The following is a 20035-nucleotide window of genomic DNA, read 5'->3' as shown; positions in this document are numbered from 1 at the left end:
ATGCCGAATGCGGGAAACGGCGCCACCGTGTCAATGGCAGGTGTCGGAGACCTCGACCTCGGTGGGCTTCACCATCGGGGTGGAGCGGATGGACAGCGGACCGAACTCGCCGTCCCCGACGAACGTCACCTCGACGGTCACCGTGCTCCCGGGCGGCATCCTGCTCTCGAAGGGCGCGACGACACGACCGAGATCCATGTTCCCCTCGCGGAACGGCTTCACCCAGTCGCCCTCCATCCGCATGCTCTCGATCTCCATCCCGGGCGGGGCGTAGAAGAAGACGTGCTTGGAGTAGTAGGTGCTTCCGTTCCGGTAGCTCTGCACATAGGCCGGCAGCGCCTCCGCGGCCTCCTGGGTGATGTCCAGGTTCATGGTCGCGCTCGCTGTCACTCTCGTGAGCCCGTCCGCACAGGTCATCGATGCATCGATCGAGGTGCGCAGGTAGTAGTCGATCTTCGACGCCGACACGTCCCGGAAGTACACTCCCAGGGCCGTCTCGACGGAGTTGTCCGTTGGCAGGATGCCGGCGAGCTTTCCCGAGGACTCGATGAACGCCTGCTCCTCGGGATCCTCCATCCAGGCCATGATGCTGCCGCGGTCGATGCTCTCGCTCACCGCCCAGGCCATGTCCTTCAGATCGAAGGCGCCGGAGGACACGGCCTCGAAGACCTTCGCCGCTGTCGCCGCGAAGAACGCGTCGGACCCGACCCCGCCCTCCGGCGTATAGGCGTCCCACCACTCGTACGTCTTGGTGAGGAGGATCTCGACGGCGTTCTCGTTGTTCAGCTCGATGTCGCCCTCGGGCCCCGGGACGGTGATCGGTCCGGTCGCCAGCAGGATTCGAGAGAGTGCCAGCGGGTCGATGGAGATCGCGCCGTCGACGTGCGTCTTGTCGACGCGCTTGTTCCAGAACGCCGCGACCATCTGGGCGGCGGACGGCCAATCGGGTCGCGTGACCGACATGTTGATGCGGGTGCCGTACGTCACGCCGTACAGGGTGCGGAGGGCGTCGGAGATCTCGACGCCGACGTCTCCGATCCCGTCGAACGTCGTGCTGCTCGCCTGACCGACGATGGCGAGGCTGCCGTTGTCGGCTCTGATCATGGTCTGCGAGGCCGCGCTGCCACCGAGCGGAAGGGACTCCGCGTTGTTCTGGAAGACGAGCAGGTAGTTCTTCGCCCCGTCCGCGCCGAGCAGTCCGGGCAGGAGATCGAGCACGGGCTGGAGTCCCGACAGGACCTGGCTGACCTGGACGACGCCGCCCTTGACGGGGCCGATCAGCGCATCGTTGGTCTCGAGCGCGGCCAGTTCGGCTGTGAGGGGAGCCAGAGCCTCTCCTCCGTCTGCGATCACGGGAAGGGCCCGTGACAGGATGCTCCCCTGCCCGTCCCGCTGCATATCGATCACGGGCTTGCCGATGCGGTTCGCGACGACATCGAGCGCCTCGGCGGCGACCCGCACTCCCCGCAGGTTGTCACCGGCCCACGGAATCACCTCTGCGGCGCGCCAGACGGGGTCGCCGGCAGCGGACGCAGCAGTGCCCGCCTCCCGCGACACGCTCTCGATCGCCGACGAGACGTCACCACCCGCTTGCGCGTCCTGCAGCGACGCCTGTGCCGCCTCGAGCGAGGTCTTCACCGTCAGCACCCGGAATCCGAGCCAGGCGAGCAGCAGGAGGATGACGAGAGAAGGGATGCCGATCCACAGCAGGCGTCGACGGCGCGCGCGATCGGTCGGCTTCGCCGACCGACGCTTCTCATCTCGGGCCTCGCGGCGCGTCGGCAAGGTCATACGTCCATCCTAAGCAGACGACGACCCTCCCCCGGGCACAGCGCCGAGCCGTGAGCGGGCTCCGCCCGCACCTCTCCCCGGTCGCAGTCCGAGAGTGCCCGGGCGGGAGCCAGCGGCTCCTCTACGGCGCGATGCTCAGCGGGTGACACCGGCGGTCGCGGAGCCGCTGCGCACGAACACGGGGTTCTTGGTGACCTTGATCTTCACGACACCCCGGCTGGGCTTCAGCGTCTTCTTGACGCCGTTGAAGTCGACGACCACCACAGGCTTCGACGTCTTGATCGTCGCCACCTTCGTGCCCGAGGGCGCCCACACGACCCGGACCAGGTTGGTCGACGTGCCGAATGCATGCGAGACGACGCCGGTGCCGAGCTTCTCGCTGGCACGGAACGACCTGCCACCGAGCTGGGTGATCGTCAGCACCTGGTTGAACCCCGCCTGCTTGGGGGCGACCGCGGCGACACCCGAACGCGGGTGGGAGTACAGGCCGAAGTTGCTCTCCTGATCTGCGCGATCCGGCGAGTCGTTGATGAGGTCGTACCAGTAGAACTTGCGCGCGCCGTTCGCGAAGGCCGTGACCGATGTCCGCACGAGCACGGATGCCTGCTCGACCGGCGTGCGGTTGCCCGTGCGCGAGGAGGTGCCGAGCTCGGTGATCCAGATCGGCTTCGTCGTCTTGCCGTAGGTGCGCATGCTGGAGCGCGCCTTGGAGAGGAGGCCGGCGACCTTCTCCGGAGCGCCGGTGATCTCGTACGGGTGGAAGCTGACCGCGTTCGCGTACTTGATCCCGCCGGACTGCCAGAGCCGGTTGAACCATGCCGCGTCGTAGCGCGCGGTAGCGCCCGCCACGATCGGCAGGCTCGGCTTCACCTTGCCGACGGCGGAGTCCACGGCCCGCAGGATCCGCAGGTAGCACGTGGCGCTGATGCACGACGAGAGGTTCTTCGGCTTGTGGTTGAACTCGTTGTAGACCTCGATACCGGTGAGCGGGTAGCGCTTGGCGCTGGCCGCCGCGTACTTCGCGTATGCGCTGATGGCCGTGCTCGTGATCGGCGCATATGCGTTCGACTTCCCGTACGCGGGATTGCCGTAGCCGACGATGCCGAGGATGCCGAGGCCCTGCGCTCGCAGCTCGGCGAAGTCCCGGTCGTACGTGGAGAAGTCGTAGACGCCCCGCGTCTTCTCCACGTATCGCCAGTGGATGTCGTTCCGGATCTCCCCGATGCCGAGGGCGCGGGTGTAGCGCGCACTGTGGTCGTAGGTCTTCCGGTCGACGTGGAGAGCGACCCCGAACCGGCGGTCCTGCGCGACCCAGGGGTTGGGGCTGTCGACGATCGCGATCTGGGTCGTGGTCAGACGTCCGTCGCTCCCGCGCACCTTGAGGGTGTAGTAACCCTGCCCGACGCCGCTCAGCGAGATCGCCGTGATCGGTCCCGTGCTCGTCACCGCGCCGGACTTCACGCGCTTTCCGCTCCGGGAGACCTCCCATGTGGTCCGTCCGGTCGGCATCGCGACGGCGAGCGCCGCCGTGGGCGTCGTCATCACGAGGGAGGTGTTGACGATTCCGCGGCGGGCTGTCACCGACTCGAAGGAGCCGTTGGGGAGCAGGTTCGTCTTGGCCGGGTCGGCGGTCGCGTAGAGCTTGAGCGCATCCACGGAGAGGCCACGGACCGACTTGGAGACGCGGATCGCGACGGCGGCGGAGGTCGCATCCGCCGGCGTCGTCACCGTCCCCGTGACGAGCTTCCAGGAGGCGTTGAGCGTCGGCAGGGTGATCGCCTTCCCGCCGACGGCGAACCAGGCCGACACCGACTTCGCGGTCTTGGACATCACCCGGACATACGCCTCGAAGGTGTAGGACGTCGCACCCTGGACCGCCACCGTCGTCTCCGCGGCCGTTCGCGTCGCGGTCAGCACGGGAGCATCGATCCCCAGGGCGAGTCGCCCGGACTTCACGCTCCCCACTTCCGGCCAGACCTCTGCGACGGTGTCGGAGCCGGCGATCTTCCAGCCATCGATCTCGGCCACGGCCCGGGCCGTGCGCGGGAGACCCACGACGCTCGCGGCAGCCGGTGTGACGAGTCCCTGCGAGCTGCCGATCATCATAGGGCTGCCGGCGGTTGCCGGAGCAGTTGCCGCATTCGCCGCGGGAAGGGGCAGGAGGGCAGCCAGGAGGACCGCTGTCGTCGCCGAGGCCAACATCCACGGGCGGCGGGCGACTGCGGCGCGTCGCGAGGTCGGGAAGTGGATCGTCATGGGCGCATTCCTCTAGTCACGGAGCATCAAACGTTTGTGGGAGCGAGTTCGTCGTCGACGTGAGGAGCGGGTGAGCGCCTGCCTTCTGTACCGACCAGACCGCTTCGCATGCTAGCAAACAGGGGCACGAACGACCGCCCCGTCGTGCGTGCCCGAGATAGAACGGCCCGCGGTGCGTGACAGACTGAGGGCGTGTCCGCGCCGCTTCGAGTACTCCATCTCACCGACGCGTCGAGCGCGGGCGTCCTGCATGCGGCGGGCGGGCTGGCGCGGAGACAGGCGGAGTTGGGCGCCGACGTCACTTTCGCCTACATCCGCCGCGACGACTCCCCGCCGGCGGAAGAGATCAGCGCGATGCTGCACCCCGCCGCGGCCGTCGAGTTCGGACGCGAGTCGCAGGGGCTCGTGGCGCGCGTGCGCTCCATGCGGCGCTTCGTCAGCGATGCCGTCTCGACCGACGCGCCGGGGGTGATCCACGCTCACTCTTCGCTCGCCGGAGCGGCGCTGCGGCTCGCCCTGCCTCTCCCGGGCTTCACAGGAGTGCGGGCGTACTCCCCGCACGGCTTCGCCTTCCTGCGCCAGGACGTTCCACGAGTGGTCCGCGCCGCGTTCGCCGCAGCCGAATGGTGGGGCGCGCGGACCGGCATCGTCGTCGCGGCGTCTCCCTCCGAAGAGCGCCTCGCGCAGCGGAGACTGCGCCCCCGGCGCACCGCGATCGTCGTCAACGGCGCTCCGGCGAGACCGCGCGCTCCGCGGCCGTCGACCGATGCGAGCCGTCCCGTGGTCGGCATCGTCGGGCGGATCACCTTCCAGAAGGCCCCGTGGCGATTCGCCCGGCTGGCACGCGAGCTGTCCGACCGCGCGGACTTCGTGTGGATCGGCGACGGGACCGACGCGGACCGCCGTCGCTGGCTCGAAGACGCGCCCGTCACCGTGACGGGCTGGTTGGCCCCGGACGAGGTCGCGGACCGGCTGTCACAGCTCTCGGTGTTCCTTTTCCCGACCCTGTGGGAGGGGATGCCGCTGGCACTCCTGGAGGCCCAGTCGACGGGGGTCCCCGCCGTCGCGACGAGGATCGTCGGCAATGAGGACATCGTCCAGGACGGTGTCACGGGCTTCCTCGCGGACACGGACGAGGACCTGCGGGAGCGCCTGATCTCACTGCTGGCCGACGCCGATCTCCGTCGCACCATGGCGGAGCGTGCGCGCGAGCAGACGGCCCGGCGCTTCGATGTCGACGTCGCGGCGGCGCACTCGCTCGTGGTCTACGGGGCAGCCGCCTCCGGCTGATCGCCCCCGGCGACGGGCGGGGTCCACCCGAGCAGCGCATCGGCGAGGACCTGTCCCTGAGCGGGCCGGGCCCCCGACTCCGCCACCGCGACGTCCCATCGCTCCGCGAGCGGCGAGATGTACGTGACGGCGCTCTCACGAGCCGCACGGGCGAGGGTGACGTCCATCCCACCGAACGCCGGCGATGTCGCGCCTGCAAGAGGGAGCGGGCCGATCACGCTCACACTGGCCTGCGGGAAAGCGTCACGGGCCTCCTCGGCGGCATCGCGGACGGCGGCACGCAGTCCGTTTCGATCCGACCACGCGTCACCCCATCCCACCCACAGCACGACGTGATCGACGCCGCTCGCACCAGGACGGGCCGAGGCCAGGGACTCCCCGAGCCGGCGGTCACCGGTGACCGCGCCCGTTGCAGGGATCGCACGGACGTCGATCGCATGCTCCTCGTCCGCGCGGCGGACGAAGCTCTCGGCCGCATCCTCAGGCATGTCGGTGATCAGCAGCACCTGGTCCGACGGGGCGAACTCCGTCGCGTCACGATTCGTCGACTCCGATCGCAGGACCGCCTCGTTCGGCAGGTGGGGCAGCAGCAGCAGCGCAGCGAAGCCGAGTGCGACGACGGTGAAGAGCACGAGGCCTGCCACACGGGTGACTCGGTGTCCGAGCCGGGAATCGGCCTGCATGCCACTAGGTTATCCGCGCGTACCGCGCAGCTGACCCGGGAAACCCGTGTCCTCGTCATAGAGTGATGCTGGCGCGCCACGGCGCGGCCGCGGACCGATCGCCGCGACGGCACGGGACGGATCCTCGAGCCTCGGAGAGCATGGTCATCCACCTCATCCCCTACTTCGCCCTGGCTGCAGCGGTGGTCGGGCTCATGGTCGGCTACGACCACCTGGGCCGACGTGCGGGCAGCGAAGCCGGAGCCCGAGCGGCGACGCCCTGGTGGGCCACCCCACGAGCGGCGCGCATCGGGGCCGAGATCTGCTTCTGGACCGGTGTCGTGATCATGGTCGTCTTCAGCGGCACCCGGCGATCGGTGGGCACGGATTACCCGCTGTACACGCAGCTCCTCGAGCAGCTCGACCCGTCGCTCCCCTGGATCGGGCAGATCCAGGCCGCACCGCAGGATCCCGCATTCGTCCTCCTGTCGCTCGTCACCCTCACGGTCTCCGACGGCCCTCTGCTGCTCATGCTGGTGTCGGCGGCGATGACGATCGTCCCCATCGCCATCATGCTGCGACTGTCCCGCGTCTCCACGCCGCTCGCGTTCGCGTTCCTCTTCCTCACCTCCCTCTTCCTGTTCCCGATGAACCTCGTCCGCCAGGGGATCGCGGTGGCGCTGAGCTTCTTCGCCTGGCGCTACCTCGACTCGCGTCGCCGCTACTTCTGGCTGCTCAACCTCATCGCGGCCACGTTCCACGTCACAGCCCTGGTGGTGGCGGCCATCCAGTACCTCACTCGGAACGTACGTCCCACGCGCACCTTCTACGTCGTCGTCGGCATCGCGGCGGTCGCGCTCGTGGGCGCGATGCTCCTTCCGTGGGAGGACATCCTGGGTGACGTCGGCGCACGCTATACGGCGTACATCGTGGCCGCGCGCGCCAACCTGTCGGCGATCGGCATCGGCACGCTGGCGAACCTCGCCGTCAGGGTCGCGACCGTGGTCTACACCGGCACCGCACCGGCGGCCGATCGTCTCGCCGACCGCTGGCAGGTGTACGCCACGCTGAGCATTCCCTTCATGGCGATCGGCATCCTCCTTCCCGTGGCCGCCCGGATCGAGCTCTACATGATCCCTGCGCTCGTCCTGCTCCTCCCCGACGTGCTGCGGCGGCGCCATGCCGGGGCCCTGCATACGGCCCTGCTGCTGGGGATCGGGATGGGCTATTTCGCCCTGACCCTCGTGTCCTTCTACGGCTTGCTGCCGTACGACTCCTACCTGCTGCCCTGAACCGGCCGAACCGGAGCGACTGACGCGCTCTGATAGGTTGGGCGGAGGTTTCGGGGACGCCCGATCCCCCGGCGACAGGAGAGATCGAGGACTTCGCGCGTGACGGTGACCGTCCTCATCCCCACGATCGCCCCCGGGGCGTGGCTCGACCTGGCGGTGACATCCGCCCTCGACTCCGACTCTGAGTCGCTGATCCTCGTGGTCTTCGATGGCTCCGAGCCCGCTGCCGATGCCGCCTGGCTCGCCGATCCCCGCGTGTCGGTGCACCGCCTGCCCTCACGAGGCGGACTGGCGGCCGCGCTCAATGCCGGGCTGCGTCGCGCGACCACTCCCTATGTCGCGCGGCTCGACGCCGATGACATCGCGATGCCGGGGCGCTTCGCATCGCAGCGCTCCTACCTGGACGCGCACCCGGAGGCTCCCCTCGTCTCGGGTGCGGCCGCGTGCATCGACGAGTCGGGCACGATCACCGGCCACATCGGTCCGCGGCACGGTCATGCCTCGGACGACATGCGCACCGACCTCCTGCTGCGCAACTACCTCATCCATCCGGCCGTGATGTACCGCAGGCAGGCGGTGCTGGATGTCGGGGCATACGACGAGACGCTGCCCTTCATGGAGGACTACGAGCTCTGGCTGAGGCTGGCGTGCGTCGGACCGCTGGCGATGACGACGGACGAAGTCATCCACTACCGGCTGCACGCCAACCAGATGACCAAGGCGGCGCCTCCGTACGGGGTCCACATCCGGAGGATCGGCGCTGCCAAGCGGCGCCTCGCGGCGACGATCGGCGTTCCCCGCGCGCTCTCGGCCGCGTACCACTCACTGTGGTTGGCGGCTCAGGTGCGCCGATTCGTCACTGCGCGCATCCGCGCCGCTCAGGCGAAGCGTGCATAAGCCGGCGGCGCTGCTCACCGTCGCCAGTCTGGCGAGGTACGCAGGCCAGATCTCCGTCTTGCTGGTGGTGTCCGCCTTGGGCACCCCCGCGCTCGTCGGCACCCTCACCCTGAGCCTCGCGCTCACCGCGCCCGGCTTCATCCTCCTGGGGCTCGGCATGCGCACGCTCGTGCTCACCCACAGAGCCTCTCACCCGCTGCGCACCTACCTCGCCCTGCGAGCGGGATCGGCCGTGCTGGCGATCCTCGTCTCGTGCATCGTCCTGGTCCTGGCCCTCGGACCCGACTGGGGGGTCGCCGGAGCAGGCGTCATCGCCCTGAAGATCGCCGACTACGTGCTGGACCTCGCGACAGCGTGGTACCAGAGCCAGCATCGCTGGAGACGACTCGTCACCCTCTCGCTCGCGGCAGCGATCGCCACGGCCCTGGGCGCCGTCGTCGCGGGCGCCCTGATCGGACCCGAGTTCGCCGTGCTGGGCGCGGGATCCGCCGTGCTCGTCGTCGCAACGGCGTTCGGTCTGATCCCGCTGGTCCAGGAGGGCCGCGCGGATCCCCGCCCGCGATGGGGTGACGTGCTCGCGCTCGCGCGCGCCGGGATCCCCCTGGGGATCTCCTACGGAATGGTCGGCCTGCTCGTCGCCGTCCCCCAGTACTTCCTGGCGGCGACCGACGGCGTGGGCGCGGCCGGACGCTTCGCGGTGATCTTCTATCTCGTCACCGCCGCCGAGCTCCTCGTGAACCCCATCTCGCAGGCGTGGGTGCAGCGCACCCGTGCACGCCTCGGACTCACCGGTATGACGCGCCGCGTACTCGCTCGTGAGACATCGATCCACGTGGCTGTCTTCGCACCGGTCGTCGTGGTCGGAGCGGTCGCCGGCTGGTTCCTCATCCCGATCGTGTTCGGCGACTACTTCGCGCCGTCGGCCTCCGAGATCCTCGCCGTCTCGCTGTGCATGCTCCTCATGCCGGCCGTGTACCTCGGTGCCTCCGCACTGGCGATCGCCAACCGGTACCGCTCCTCGCTCGTCGTCGTGATCCCCGCCCTCGTCATCGTGGCCACCGCCAGTGCGGTCCTGACGCCCTCGTTCGGCGTCGCCGGCGCGTTCGCTGCTCTCGCCGCAGGTCTGGTGCTCCGCGCCGCAGTCCCCATCGCCCTCCTTCCCGGAATCGAGGAACCTTCGTGAGCACATGGATCGTGATCGGGAGCGCCAACGGCTCCGGAAATCTCGGAGACGAAGCGATGTGGCATGCGGCCGTACGCGAGCTGCGCCGGGCGGCCGGCGATGTGGAGATCCTCACGGACTCACCCGACGGCAGCTGGGGCGCGGACGGTGTCCCCGGCGTCTCGGAGCTCCCCTACCTCTACACCACGCTGCAGCCGTTCCCCGCAGGCGAGCGGTCCCGCATCGCTGCCGTCCGCCTGGCGGCCAAGATCCTCGGGCGACCGATCCGGTGGGCGGCTGCCCGTCGCCGGTACACGCGCGCTCTGCGGGGGCCGCGGGGCCGGCTGCAGCAGCAGTGGTACGACGCCATCCGGACATCATCCGGAGTCATCGTGAGCGGTGCGGGGGCGATCACCGACCGCTACGCGGTGAACGGTGTCTATGCCTGGTCGCTGCTCATCCACTGGGCACGGGAACTCGGGCGGCCGGTCGCCGTCCTCGGCCAGGGAGTCGGGCCGCTGTCGCCGCGTCATATCGACGTCGCCTCCGCGGGGCTGAAGGCCGCGGACTTCGTGGGGGTCCGGGATGAGCGTTCCGCCGACGTCGCCCGCAGCTGGGGGGTGACGGAGCCTGTCGTCCAGCCTGATTGGGCCACGCTCGCCGTTCCGAGCGACGACGACCGCCGGCGCGCGGCCGCTCTGGCGGACGACGTCGGAGCGCCGTTCCTCGCCGTCTGCGTCCACACCGTCAACGCGGAGAGCCATGACCGCGACCTGCGGCGCGCGCTCGATTCCATCGGCGCGTTCGCGCGGGAGCGCGGTCTGCGCGTCCTGCTCGTACCCAACATGCACGGTCAGGGCGCGAACTCCGATCAGGCGACCATGCGCCGGCTCCTCGCCGGACTGTCGCCGGAGCGTCGGACGGTGTTCCAGACGATCGACGAGCGGCTGAACGCGAGACTCACGCGCGCACTCCTGTCGCACGCCGAGCTCGTCGTGGCCAGCCGCTACCACTCCCTCGTCTTCGCCGGCGCAGAAGGAAGGTGGACCGTCGGGCTCGCCCTCGACGACTACTGGTCTCAGAAGCTGTTGGGCGCTCAGCGCGCGTCCGGCCAGCGGACGCACGTGGTGAACGTCCGGGACGCCTCAGGCGATCTCGAGCGCCACCTGACCGAGGCCCTTGCGTCTGCCGCCACCCAGAAGCTCTCGGGCATCGACGGGTCGGCCGCCGCCGAGGACCTTCGGCGGTTCGTCTCCGCCAGCTAGGGGGCGTCGACCCGCGCCGACGAGACCGCCCACCGGGCCGGGACGCCCCGTGCAGTCATGCCCGCCTCAGGGCTGCTCTTGGTGACGACCGCGTTGGCTCCGACGATGCAGCGGTCCTCGATCCGGACGGGGCCGATGACGCGTGCGCCTGCGCCGAGGACGACGTGATCGCCGATCGTCGGCGACGGCGCCTCCGACACCCGATGAAGTCCGTTCGAGCCCAGAGTCACACCTTGCTGCATGACGCAGTCCGAGCCGATGCGCACTGACGGGCCGATGACCACCCCGGTCGGGTGGAACAGGATGAGCCCGGGTCCGATCTCCGCCGGGAACGCGATGTCGGCTCCCGTGACCACGTGGTTGAACTGCTTGATGAGCGCACCGCCGAGCGCGGTCCGTCGCGCCGCGGCCTGGGAGATCCGGAAGAGGAAGACGGCCTGATACCGGACGGTGAAGAACGTCCTCGCGAACAACCCTGGGGTGATGCGCGCTGTGGGCGAGTCGAGCAGCGCGTTGGCACGGAGGTCCCGGAACACGCCTCGCTCCTGCGTTTCTCTCTTCACCCCACCGATCCTAACCAGCCCCCGCCGACGACCCCGCCCCGGCACACGAAGAGGGGCGGATGCCGTGGCATCCGCCCCTCGGTCGGTGAGGCGACTACTCGTTGCCGATCTTCGAGTCGATGGTGCTGCGCACGTCGTCGACCTTGTCGTCGATGGAGTCGGGAGCGACCTTCTTGACGAAGTCCGCGGCAGCGTCCAGGACGTTGTCGCTGACATCCTCGGCCTGATCCGACTTGAGCGTCTCCTCGATCTTGTCCTTGTTCTTCTCCAGGAAATCCTTGCCCTGGTTCACGAGATCCTCGATGCCCATATGTTCTCCTCCCGGTCGACGTGAGCCGCGGCCACTGCCGCCGCCCGCACTCATCATGACCGCTCGTCGCCGCCGGGTCCAGGGGGTTCCGCCCCAGGGCCCGGGTTGCCCTCGCATCCTGCCGGTGCGCCGGCCGCGGGAGCCTCCGGGAATGCCGAAAGGGCCGGATCCTCTCGGATCCGACCCTCTCGATGGTGTCTGAAGAGTCTTACTTCACGATCTTCGTGACCGTGCCGGCGCCGACGGTGCGGCCACCCTCACGGATCGCGAAGCCGAGGCCCTCCTCCATGGCGATCGGCTGGATCAGCTCGACCGTCATGTCGGTGGTGTCGCCGGGCATGACCATCTCGGTGCCCTCGGGCAGCGAGATGACACCGGTGACGTCGGTGGTGCGGAAGTAGAACTGCGGACGGTAGTTCGTGTAGAAGGGGTTGTGACGGCCACCCTCCTCCTTGGACAGGATGTACGCCGTGCCCTCGAAGTTGGTGTGCGGCGTGACCGAGCCCGGCTTCACGATGACCTGGCCGCGCTCGACGTCGTCACGCTTGGTGCCGCGCAGGAGCAGACCGCAGTTCTCGCCGGCCCAGGCCTCGTCGAGCTGCTTGTGGAACATCTCGATACCGGTGACGATCGTCTTCTGCGTCGGGCGCAGACCCACGATCTCGATCTCCGAGTTGATCGCCAGGGTGCCGCGCTCGGCGCGACCGGTGACGACCGTGCCACGGCCGGTGATGGTGAAGACGTCCTCGACGGGCATGAGGAACGGCTTGTCCTTGTCACGCACCGGGTCGGGGATGGACTCGTCGACGGCCTCCATGAGGTCGAGGATCGACTGGGTCCACTTCTCGTCGCCCTCGAGAGCCTTGAGGCCCGAGACGCGCACGACGGGAGCGTTGTCGCCGTCGAAGTCCTGCGACGAGAGCAGCTCGCGGACCTCGAGCTCGACGAGCTCCAGGATCTCCTCGTCGTCGACCATGTCCGACTTGTTCAGCGCGACGAGCAGGTAGGGGACGCCGACCTGCTTGGCGAGCAGCACGTGCTCACGCGTCTGAGCCATCGGGCCGTCGGTGGCGGCGACCACGAGGATCGCGCCGTCCATCTGAGCGGCACCGGTGATCATGTTCTTGATGTAGTCGGCGTGACCGGGCGCGTCGACGTGCGCGTAGTGACGCTTCGGGGTCTCGTACTCGACGTGCGAGATGTTGATCGTGATGCCGCGCTGACGCTCCTCGGGAGCCGAGTCGATCGACGCGAAGTCGCGCTGGACGTTGGTCGCGGACGGGAACTTGTCGGCGAGCACCTTCGAGATCGCCGCGGTGAGCGTCGTCTTGCCGTGGTCGACGTGACCGATCGTTCCGATGTTCACGTGCGGCTTGGTCCGCTCGAACTTGGCCTTAGCCACTGGGTCCTCCTCAGGACGGTCGTTGTAGATCTCCGGGCGCTGGATTGCGACCGGCGTTCTACGGGGATGTTGTCAGTGTAGTTGACGGTTCTGTATTCAGTTTGGGTGCCGTCTCGTCTCGGGCCTCGGGCCCTCGCTCGACGACCGGCTGGGTGGATGCCGGGGCTCTCGCCTCACCGAAGAGCCGAGGCCCCGGCATCCGAGCAGGGAAAGGGTTACTCGCCCTTGGTCTTCTGGACGATCTCGTCGGCCACGGCCTTGGGGACCTCGGCGTAGGAGTCGAACTCCATCGAGTACACGGCGCGGCCCGAGGTCTTCGAGCGCAGGTCGCCGATGTAGCCGAACATCTCGGACAGCGGGACGAGGGCACGGACGACCTTCACGCCGGCCGCGTCCTCCATCGACTGGATCTGACCGCGGCGGCTGTTGAGGTCGCCGATGACGTCGCCCATGTACTCCTCGGGCGTGCGGACCTCGACGCTCATGAGCGGCTCGAGGATCGCGGGGTTGGCCTTGCGGACAGCCTCCTTGAAGCCCATGGAGCCGGCGATCTTGAACGCCATCTCCGAGGAGTCGACGTCGTGCGACGCGCCGTCGAGCAGGATCGCCTTGACGCCCACCATCGGGTAGCCCGCGAGCACGCCCACGTTCATCGCGTCCTGGAAGCCCTGGTTGGTCGGCTCGATGTACTCGCGCGGGATGCGGCCACCGGTGACCTTGTTCTCGAACTCGTACGTCTTGTCGGCCGTGACCTCGAGGGGCTCGAGCGCGAACTGGATCTTCGCGAACTGACCCGAACCACCGGTCTGCTTCTTGTGGGTGTAGTCGTGACGCTCGACCGCCTTGCGGATGGTCTCGCGGTAGGCCACCTGGGGCTTGCCGACGTTGGCCTCGACGCGGAACTCGCGCTTCATGCGGTCCACGAGGATGTCGAGGTGCAGCTCGCCCATGCCCTTGATGACCGTCTGACCGGTCTCGGGGTTGAGCTCGGTGCGGAAGGTCGGGTCCTCTTCGGCGAGCTTCTGGATCGCCAGACCCAGCTTCTCCTGGTCGGCCTTGGTCTTCGGCTCGATGGCGACCTCGATGACGGGCTCGGGGAACGTCATCGACTCGAGGACGACGGGCTGGTCGGGGTCGGCCAGGGTGTCACCGGTGGTGGTGTCCTTGAGGCCGATCACGGCGTAGATGTTGCCCGCGGTGACCGAGTCGACCGGGTTCTCCTTGTTGGCGTGCATCTGGAAGATCTTCCCGATGCGCTCCTTCTTGCCCTTGGTCGAGTTGATGACCTGCGCGCCCGAGTCGAGGTGACCCGAGTAGACGCGGATGTAGGTCAGGCGACCGAAGAAGGGGTGCACGGCGACCTTGAAGGCCAGCGCGGCGAACGGGTCGTTGGCGTCGGGGTGACGCTCGATGACCTTCTCCTCGTCCTTGGGGTCGTGCGCCTCGATGGCGGGCACGTCCAGGGGCGAGGGGAGGAAGTCCACGACCGCGTCGAGCATCGGCTGGACGCCGCGGTTCTTGAAGGCGGAGCCGCAGAGCACCGGGTACAGCTCGCCGGCGACGGTGAGCTTGCGGATGGCGCCCTTGATCTCGGCGATCGTGAGCTCCTCGCCGCCGAAGTACTTCTCCAGCAGCGCCTCGTCGCTCTCGGCGACCGTCTCGAGCAGCTTCTCGCGGTACTCGGCAGCGCGGTCGGCGAGGTCGGCCGGGATCTCCTGGATCTCGTACTTGGCGCCCATGGTCACGTCACCCTTGGCATCGCCGGGCCACACCAGTGCGCGCATCTCGACGAGGTCGATGACGCCGACGAAGTCGTTCTCGGCGCCGATCGGCAGCTGGAGCACGAGCGGCTTGGCGCCCAGGCGGCTGACGATCGTGTCGACGGTGAAGTAGAAGTCGGCGCCGAGCTTGTCCATCTTGTTGACGAAGCAGATGCGCGGGACGTCGTACTTGTCGGCCTGACGCCAGACGGTCTCGGACTGGGGCTCGACGCCCTCCTTGCCGTCGAAGACGGCGACCGCGCCGTCGAGCACGCGGAGCGAGCGCTCGACCTCGACCGTGAAGTCGACGTGGCCGGGCGTGTCGATGATGTTGATCTGGTTCTTGTTCCAGAAGCAGGTCACGGCGGCCGACGTGATCGTGATGCCGCGCTCCTTCTCCTGCTCCATCCAGTCGGTGGTCGAGGCGCCGTCGTGCGTCTCGCCGAGCTTGTGGTTGACGCCCGTGTAGAACAGGATGCGCTCGGTCGTCGTCGTCTTGCCGGCATCGATGTGCGCCATGATGCCGATGTTGCGGACCTTGTTCAGGTCGGTGAGCACTTCTTGTGCCACGGGGTTTTCCTTACTTGGTGGAGTGGATTCGGGCGAGCAGCCCAGGACGGGCCCGGGGAGCGGCGGATGCGACGCTCCCCGAGCCTGTCGACGGGTTACCAGCGGTAGTGCGCGAAGGCCCGGTTCGACTCGGCCATCTTGTGGGTGTCCTCACGGCGCTTGACCGCGGCACCCAGGCCGTTCGAGGCGTCGAGGATCTCGTTCTGCAGGCGCTCGGTCATCGTCTTCTCACGACGGCCCTTCGCGTAGCTGACGAGCCAGCGCAGCGCGAGCGTGTTCGCGCGGTGCGGCTTGACCTCGACGGGCACCTGGTAGGTCGAGCCGCCGACGCGGCGGCTCTTGACCTCGAGGGTGGGACGGACGTTGTCGAGCGCCTTCTTGAGCGTCGCGACGGCGTCCTGGCCGTTCTTGGCCTCGACGCCCTTGAGGGCGTTGTAGACGATCGACTCGGCGAGCGACTTCTTGCCGTCGACGAGGATCTTGTTCACCAGCTGGGTGACGATCGGAGCACCGTAGACCGGGTCGTTGACGACGACGCGGCGGGGTGCGGGTCCCTTGCGAGGCATCTGACTCAGCCCTTCTTGGCGCCGTAGCGACTACGGGCCTGCTTGCGGTTCTTGACGGCCTGGGTGTCCAGGGCGCCGCGGACGATCTTGTAGCGCACGCCGGGGAGGTCCTTCACACGACCGCCGCGGACGAGCACCAGCGAGTGCTCCTGCAGGTTGTGGCCCTCGCCGGGGATGTAGGCGGTGACCTCGGTGCCGTTGCGGAGCTTGACACGGGCGACCTTGCGCATGGCCGAGTTCGGCTTCTTGGGCGTGGTCGTGTACACGCGGGTGCAGACACCCGCCTGCTGCGGGTTCGCCTTCAGGGCGGGCGCCTTGGTCTTGGTGACCTTCGGCGAGCGACCCTTGCGAACCAACTGCTGAATGGTTGGCACGTTCTCTCCTTGTTGGGCTGTGCGGCCTTCTCGGACCGCACAGGTGCTGCACGGTGACAGCGTTCGTGGTTTCACCACAGATCCACCGGCCAAGCGCGAGAGCGCCGGGCGTTTGCGTGGTGGATATGCCGTGGGGGCGACCTGTTCGCAGGCCGATCCCGGAATGTGCGACCCCGGCCCCGTCCGCACCGAAGCACGACGCAGGGCGCGCAAGAGCGCACACCCGATCAATGATACGCCGTATGACGAAGGCGGGCAAACGCGAGAGGCCCCTCGTCAGCCGATGAGCTCCGCCCTCAGCGAACCGGTGGGCGAACCGCCGCCCGGCGACCACTCGGCGGCGCCGACGACCGCGTCGAACAGCTCGGTCAGCAGCGGCGCGAGTGCGGCCAGTGCCGTGGTGAAGCTGAGGAGGACGACCGCGGCGCTGCCCGGCACGGTCAGCCAGTAGTCGGCGATCGCGACCGGCGCATCGCGGTCGTCGGCGGGGGGATCGAGCCGGCGCTCGGTGCGCAGCACCAGGCCGTCGCCCTTCTCGAACGCCGCGCCGCCGGCCGCGGCGAAGCGGTCCCAGTGCGCGCCGGCCTCCCCCGGTGACAGCACCCGCACCAGCTCGTCGGCGACGGCCGCCGGATCGTCGACGGCGCCGAGCGGAAGGCCGGGGCGGTACTCGGCGACGGAGGAGGCGAACGCGAGCCCGCCGGGAGCCGCGAGCGACAGGTGGTACTGCGTCGCGCCGGCGTCGCGGGCGCGCCGTGCCGCCTCGGCGAGGCGATCGCGCTGCCGCGCCCGGAAGGTCGCCTGATCGTCGCGGCGGCCGTAGTGCGCTCGCACGAGTGCCGCGACGGCGTCGGTGATCGACGCGTCGTCGCCGAGCGGAAGCTCCTGCCAGGTGCCGGGCAGCGCGAGGCGGAGCGCGGGGGACGCCGCGCTCATCGTGCGGCGACGGCGGCCAGCTCGTCGGCCGTGAGCGACAGGTTCGACCCGAGATACGAGCCTTCCGCGAAGGGGATGCGGTCGCGGTACAGGGAGAGGGTGTCGATGATGAGCTCCCCCGTCTCGTCGGGTGCCGACAGCTCGAAGTCGTACGTCCGGTAGTCCCCCGGGTCCGCCGCGACGATCCGGACGCTCGCATCGATCACGTCGCCGACGGCGGCCAGGCCGTCCTCGTCCACGGTGATCTGCACGAGCGCTCCATAGGAGTCGGGGGTGCCGGTGTTGAACGCGCCGACGGCGGCCTCCTCGACCCCCGGGATCTCCTCGATCGCCGCGGCCACAGCCTGCTTGTCCATGTCAGCTCCCTCTCCGGGTCCCGCATTCGGCGTGCCGTCGGGCGACGGTGCGGCCGTCGGCCCCGTGCAGGCGGCCAGCAGCATCCCGCACGTGAGCGCGAGCGCCGTCACGATGATCCGTCTGCGCATGCCGTCCGCCTTCCTGATGCCTGCTCCCATCCTGCCAACTGCCGGGCGCATCCTCAGTCGCCTCGCGTGTAGGCGTAGTCGGTCGAGCCGATGGGGTTGCCGTCCTCGTCGTGCTTGGCGGGCGTCCCGAAGTAGTCGGACACCTGGACGCCGCCGGGCGCGCCGGGGTCGTCGGCCAGGAAATCGCGGCCCGCCTGGCTGCCGCCGGCGGTCACCTGGGAGTTGACCGTCTCCTGGTACTTCTTCGCGTTGTGACCGAGGTCGTCCGACGGATCGACGGGCACGTCGATCTTGTAGCGGTTCGGATCGTCGGAGTGATCGGGCAGATACGGGTTCTCGGTGCGCGGCACGGGGTCGGTCGTGTGCGAGATGTCGAGCACGCGGGTCGTGTGCGGGATGTCGAGATCGTCGACGGAGGAGCCGGCCACGACGATCGCATCCACCTGATAGGTGCTGTTGAACGCCGGGTCGGCGGCGAGGTTCCCGGCGGTGATGCCCCCGAGGCTCCAGCCGGCGAGCATGACGTGGTCGCCCGGCTGGATGCCGGCGCGCTGCATGGCGTCGATGACCATCTTCTCGAGCTGCGTCTGCTGGGCCTGGTTCATCTTCGCCACGACATCGCTCGTCACGTCGTTGCCGCTCGTGCCGCCCGGGGTCCACTGCTGGGTAGAGGGGATGTGGACCCGGTAGATGATCTCGCCGTCGGGTCCCACGAAGGGGATGATGCGGACGACGGACTCGTGGTTGGTCGCGTCGTCGTCGGGGTCGAGGTGGCCGGCGTCGTCGATGGCGATGAGGTCGTTGAAGAGGGTGTCCAGCGACTCGTGGCGGCGGCGGCGGTGACTCTCGGCGTCGACGAAGTCGGGCGTTCCGGTCTCCTGCAGCGAGGCGAGGGCGATGACGGCCCACAGCTCGGGGAAAGCCGTCAGCAGCGCCGGGATCGCCGCCTGCACCAGCGCCTGGACGGGGTCCATGCCCCGCAGCAGGTTGACCGCGAACAGCCAGGCGAAGCCCGTGACGAAGACGAACAGTCCGATGAGCACGCGGGCGACGACGATCGCGAGCAGGACGAGAGCGGCGACGACGAGTCCGAGCACGACGAGGGCGGCGACCATCAGGACGACGAGCACGGCGGCCACGAGGAGCACGAGCACGGCGAACGCGACGAGTGCGAGCACCAGCACCGCGAGGATCGCGAGCCCCAGCAGCACGATCGCCGCGATCACCGCGAGCACCGCGACGATGAGGGTCGCGATCGCGTTCAGCACGGCGACGATCGCGTCGACGATCGCCTCGAGGGCATCGGCGAGGAAGTCGACGAGGTCGTGGAACACGCCGCCGACGTCGTCCCAGAACGAGTCGTTGAGGTCGCTCCCCTCGACGACGTCGTGGATGCGGCCGATGGCGGCGCGGGCGGCGCGATCGCGATCGGCGACGGCGTCGTCGTAGCGCCGGCGCGCGGCTGCCGCGGCGGCGTCGGCGTCGGCCGCGTCTCCTCCGGCCGACCGCAGCAGGCGGTCCAGGCTCGTCAGGTCGCCGGCCCCCTCCCCGTCGGAGGCGAGGAGGGTGGTGCGCTCGGCGCGCAGCGTGCGCTCGCGGCGCTGGGCGGCGCCCAGGTCCGCGGTCGCGGCGTCGTGATCGGCGATCGCCCGCACGGCCCGCTCCTGGGCGTCGGCCAGGGCGGTGGCGTAGTCCAGGAGCGCTTCGCCGGTCTCGCCGTAGCGGCTCTCGGCGGCGTGCACCTCGTCGGCCAGGTGGGCGGCGTCGGTGCGCACCCGATCGATGGCGACGCTGACCATGGCGCCCGGGCGGGCGATGTCCTGGAGGGTCGCGACGGCGGCGCGGATGGCGGTCGCGGTCTCGCGATAGCGCTGCCCCGTGCTGCGGAGGACCACCGGGTCGCCGTCGAGCGGATCCATCAGCGGCTCCCGATCGAGGATCCGAGGTCGCGGTCGACCTGCTCGAACGCGTCGTGGATGTCGCTCAGCACACCGGCCAGGGTGCCGAGCGCCTCGGCCATGCCGCGGCGGCGGTCGTCCCAGGTGCTGGCGAAGCGCCGGACGGTCTCGGCGAGGTCGGCGTGACCGCAGGCGTCGGCGGCCTGCCGCGACGAGTCGTCGGACGACTCGAAGGTGCGCCGGATGCTCTGGGCGCGACCGGCCGTACCGGCGATCTCGCCGAGGTCGAGCTTCACCATGTCGGTCATCGGATGCCTCGCAGGGGAGTCGGAACGAGAGAGCGCCGCGGGATGTGCGGCGCGGACGGCGGTCGCGGCGGCCCGCGCCCCGTGCAGCGCAGGGGCACGACCGCCGCGACCGGAAGCCGTCAGTTGCCGGCGAGCGCCTGGTCGGTGTCCTTGATGGCCTGCTGCATCTTGCGGAGCGACTCGCCCATGTCGCTGATGCCCTCGATCGCCTTCTCCAGACCGGTCGTCAGCTCGTTGTAGCCCTCACC

Annotated in this window: 18 protein-coding genes; 5 read left to right on the top strand and 13 right to left on the bottom strand. The window is 69.2% G+C overall.

Features of this window, described 5'->3' with window-relative positions; genetic code table 11:
• Positions 1–30 precede the first annotated feature (30 nt).
• Together QQZ13_RS14750 and QQZ13_RS14745 are read right to left on the bottom strand one after the other, a co-directional pair.
• Positions 31–1791 (bottom strand): DUF4012 domain-containing protein, encoded by a 1761-nt coding sequence (locus QQZ13_RS14750; protein ID WP_284530193.1) that lies wholly within the window; start codon positions 1789–1791, stop codon positions 31–33.
• 135 nt (positions 1792–1926) lie between these two features.
• Positions 1927–4047: a hypothetical protein gene (locus QQZ13_RS14745; protein ID WP_284530192.1), complete on the bottom strand. Its 2121-nt coding sequence runs from the start codon at positions 4045–4047 to the stop codon at positions 1927–1929.
• A 192-nt stretch (positions 4048–4239) separates the two neighbouring features.
• Between QQZ13_RS14745 and QQZ13_RS14740 the strand changes: the two genes are divergently transcribed.
• Entirely contained in the window at positions 4240–5337 is a 1098-nt protein-coding gene (locus QQZ13_RS14740) for a glycosyltransferase family 4 protein (RefSeq protein WP_284530191.1), read from the top strand.
• Here the strand turns inward: QQZ13_RS14740 and QQZ13_RS14735 are convergent.
• Positions 5313–6020: a hypothetical protein gene (locus QQZ13_RS14735; RefSeq protein ID WP_284530190.1), complete on the bottom strand. Its 708-nt coding sequence runs from the start codon at positions 6018–6020 to the stop codon at positions 5313–5315. The genes QQZ13_RS14740 and QQZ13_RS14735 overlap by 25 nt on opposite strands.
• Positions 6021–6160: 140 nt before the next feature.
• Between QQZ13_RS14735 and QQZ13_RS14730 the strand changes: the two genes are divergently transcribed.
• The 4 genes from QQZ13_RS14730 (at position 6161) to QQZ13_RS14715 (ending at position 10615) form a co-directional block, all read left to right on the top strand.
• The gene (locus tag QQZ13_RS14730) at positions 6161–7291 is read left to right on the top strand and encodes an EpsG family protein (RefSeq protein ID WP_284530189.1); all 1131 of its coding nucleotides are present in this window, start codon (positions 6161–6163) and stop codon (positions 7289–7291) included.
• Positions 7292–7390: 99 nt separating this feature from the next.
• Positions 7391–8188 carry a glycosyltransferase gene (locus QQZ13_RS14725; RefSeq protein ID WP_284530188.1) on the top strand — a complete coding sequence of 266 codons (798 nt, stop codon included), beginning with the start codon at positions 7391–7393 and terminating at the stop codon, positions 8186–8188.
• A complete protein-coding gene (locus QQZ13_RS14720) occupies positions 8181–9371 on the top strand; it encodes a lipopolysaccharide biosynthesis protein (RefSeq protein ID WP_284530187.1) in 1191 nt (396 codons plus the stop codon). The genes QQZ13_RS14725 and QQZ13_RS14720 overlap by 8 nt, the downstream gene beginning before the upstream one ends.
• Positions 9368–10615 (top strand): polysaccharide pyruvyl transferase family protein, encoded by a 1248-nt coding sequence (locus QQZ13_RS14715; RefSeq protein WP_284530186.1) that lies wholly within the window; start codon positions 9368–9370, stop codon positions 10613–10615. The genes QQZ13_RS14720 and QQZ13_RS14715 overlap by 4 nt, the downstream gene beginning before the upstream one ends.
• Here the strand turns inward: QQZ13_RS14715 and QQZ13_RS14710 are convergent.
• The 10 genes from QQZ13_RS14710 to QQZ13_RS14665 form a co-directional block, all read right to left on the bottom strand.
• Entirely contained in the window at positions 10612–11178 is a 567-nt protein-coding gene (locus QQZ13_RS14710) for a serine O-acetyltransferase (RefSeq protein ID WP_284530185.1), read from the bottom strand. The two genes, QQZ13_RS14715 and QQZ13_RS14710, sit on opposite strands and share 4 nt — an antisense overlap.
• 94 nt (positions 11179–11272) lie before the next feature.
• Positions 11273–11488 (bottom strand): Rv0909 family putative TA system antitoxin, encoded by a 216-nt coding sequence (locus QQZ13_RS14705; RefSeq protein ID WP_284530184.1) that lies wholly within the window; start codon positions 11486–11488, stop codon positions 11273–11275.
• 208 nt (positions 11489–11696) lie between these two features.
• The gene (gene tuf, locus QQZ13_RS14700) at positions 11697–12890 is read right to left on the bottom strand and encodes an elongation factor Tu (protein WP_284530183.1); all 1194 of its coding nucleotides are present in this window, start codon (positions 12888–12890) and stop codon (positions 11697–11699) included.
• A 215-nt stretch (positions 12891–13105) separates the two neighbouring features.
• Positions 13106–15220: an elongation factor G gene (fusA, locus tag QQZ13_RS14695; RefSeq protein WP_284530182.1), complete on the bottom strand. Its 2115-nt coding sequence runs from the start codon at positions 15218–15220 to the stop codon at positions 13106–13108.
• Positions 15221–15315: 95 nt separating this feature from the next.
• Entirely contained in the window at positions 15316–15786 is a 471-nt protein-coding gene (rpsG, locus tag QQZ13_RS14690) for a 30S ribosomal protein S7 (protein WP_005050524.1), read from the bottom strand.
• A gap of 5 nt (positions 15787–15791) precedes the next feature.
• Entirely contained in the window at positions 15792–16160 is a 369-nt protein-coding gene (rpsL, locus tag QQZ13_RS14685; protein WP_018187369.1) for a 30S ribosomal protein S12, read from the bottom strand.
• Between the two features lie 276 nt (positions 16161–16436).
• Positions 16437–17096, bottom strand: a complete 660-nt coding sequence (locus QQZ13_RS14680; protein WP_284530181.1) for a hypothetical protein — start codon at positions 17094–17096, stop codon at positions 16437–16439.
• A complete protein-coding gene (locus tag QQZ13_RS14675) occupies positions 17093–17581 on the bottom strand; it encodes a hypothetical protein (protein WP_284530179.1) in 489 nt (162 codons plus the stop codon). Before QQZ13_RS14675 ends, QQZ13_RS14680 begins: the two co-directional genes overlap by 4 nt.
• Before the next feature lie 53 nt (positions 17582–17634).
• Positions 17635–19500, bottom strand: a complete 1866-nt coding sequence (locus QQZ13_RS14670) for a hypothetical protein (protein WP_284530177.1) — start codon at positions 19498–19500, stop codon at positions 17635–17637.
• On the bottom strand, positions 19500–19787 hold the full coding sequence (locus QQZ13_RS14665; protein WP_284530176.1) for a hypothetical protein: 288 nt from the start codon (positions 19785–19787) through the stop codon (positions 19500–19502). Before QQZ13_RS14665 ends, QQZ13_RS14670 begins: the two co-directional genes overlap by 1 nt.
• Between the last annotated feature and the right edge of the window lie 248 nt (positions 19788–20035).

The sequence above is a fragment of the Microbacterium sp. T2.11-28 genome (assembly GCF_950097975.1).
Classification (GTDB): Bacteria; Actinomycetota; Actinomycetes; order Actinomycetales; family Microbacteriaceae; genus Microbacterium.
The sequence above is the reverse complement of the archived record's forward strand: the minus strand, read 5'-3'. Positions and strand labels throughout refer to the sequence as shown.

Coding starts and splice junctions, on each gene's coding strand:
- QQZ13_RS14745 (WP_284530192.1), bottom strand. CDS start 4,047: ATGACGATCCACTTCCCGACCTCGCGACGCGCCGCAGTCGCCCGCCGC.
- rpsG (WP_005050524.1), bottom strand. CDS start 15,786: ATGCCTCGCAAGGGACCCGCACCCCGCCGCGTCGTCGTCAACGACCCG.
- QQZ13_RS14680 (WP_284530181.1), bottom strand. CDS start 17,096: ATGAGCGCGGCGTCCCCCGCGCTCCGCCTCGCGCTGCCCGGCACCTGG.
- QQZ13_RS14705 (WP_284530184.1), bottom strand. CDS start 11,488: ATGGGCATCGAGGATCTCGTGAACCAGGGCAAGGATTTCCTGGAGAAG.
- QQZ13_RS14730 (WP_284530189.1), top strand. CDS start 6,161: ATGGTCATCCACCTCATCCCCTACTTCGCCCTGGCTGCAGCGGTGGTC.
- QQZ13_RS14665 (WP_284530176.1), bottom strand. CDS start 19,787: ATGACCGACATGGTGAAGCTCGACCTCGGCGAGATCGCCGGTACGGCC.
- QQZ13_RS14750 (WP_284530193.1), bottom strand. CDS start 1,791: ATGACCTTGCCGACGCGCCGCGAGGCCCGAGATGAGAAGCGTCGGTCG.
- QQZ13_RS14670 (WP_284530177.1), bottom strand. CDS start 19,500: ATGGATCCGCTCGACGGCGACCCGGTGGTCCTCCGCAGCACGGGGCAG.
- QQZ13_RS14675 (WP_284530179.1), bottom strand. CDS start 17,581: ATGCGCAGACGGATCATCGTGACGGCGCTCGCGCTCACGTGCGGGATG.
- QQZ13_RS14735 (WP_284530190.1), bottom strand. CDS start 6,020: ATGCAGGCCGATTCCCGGCTCGGACACCGAGTCACCCGTGTGGCAGGC.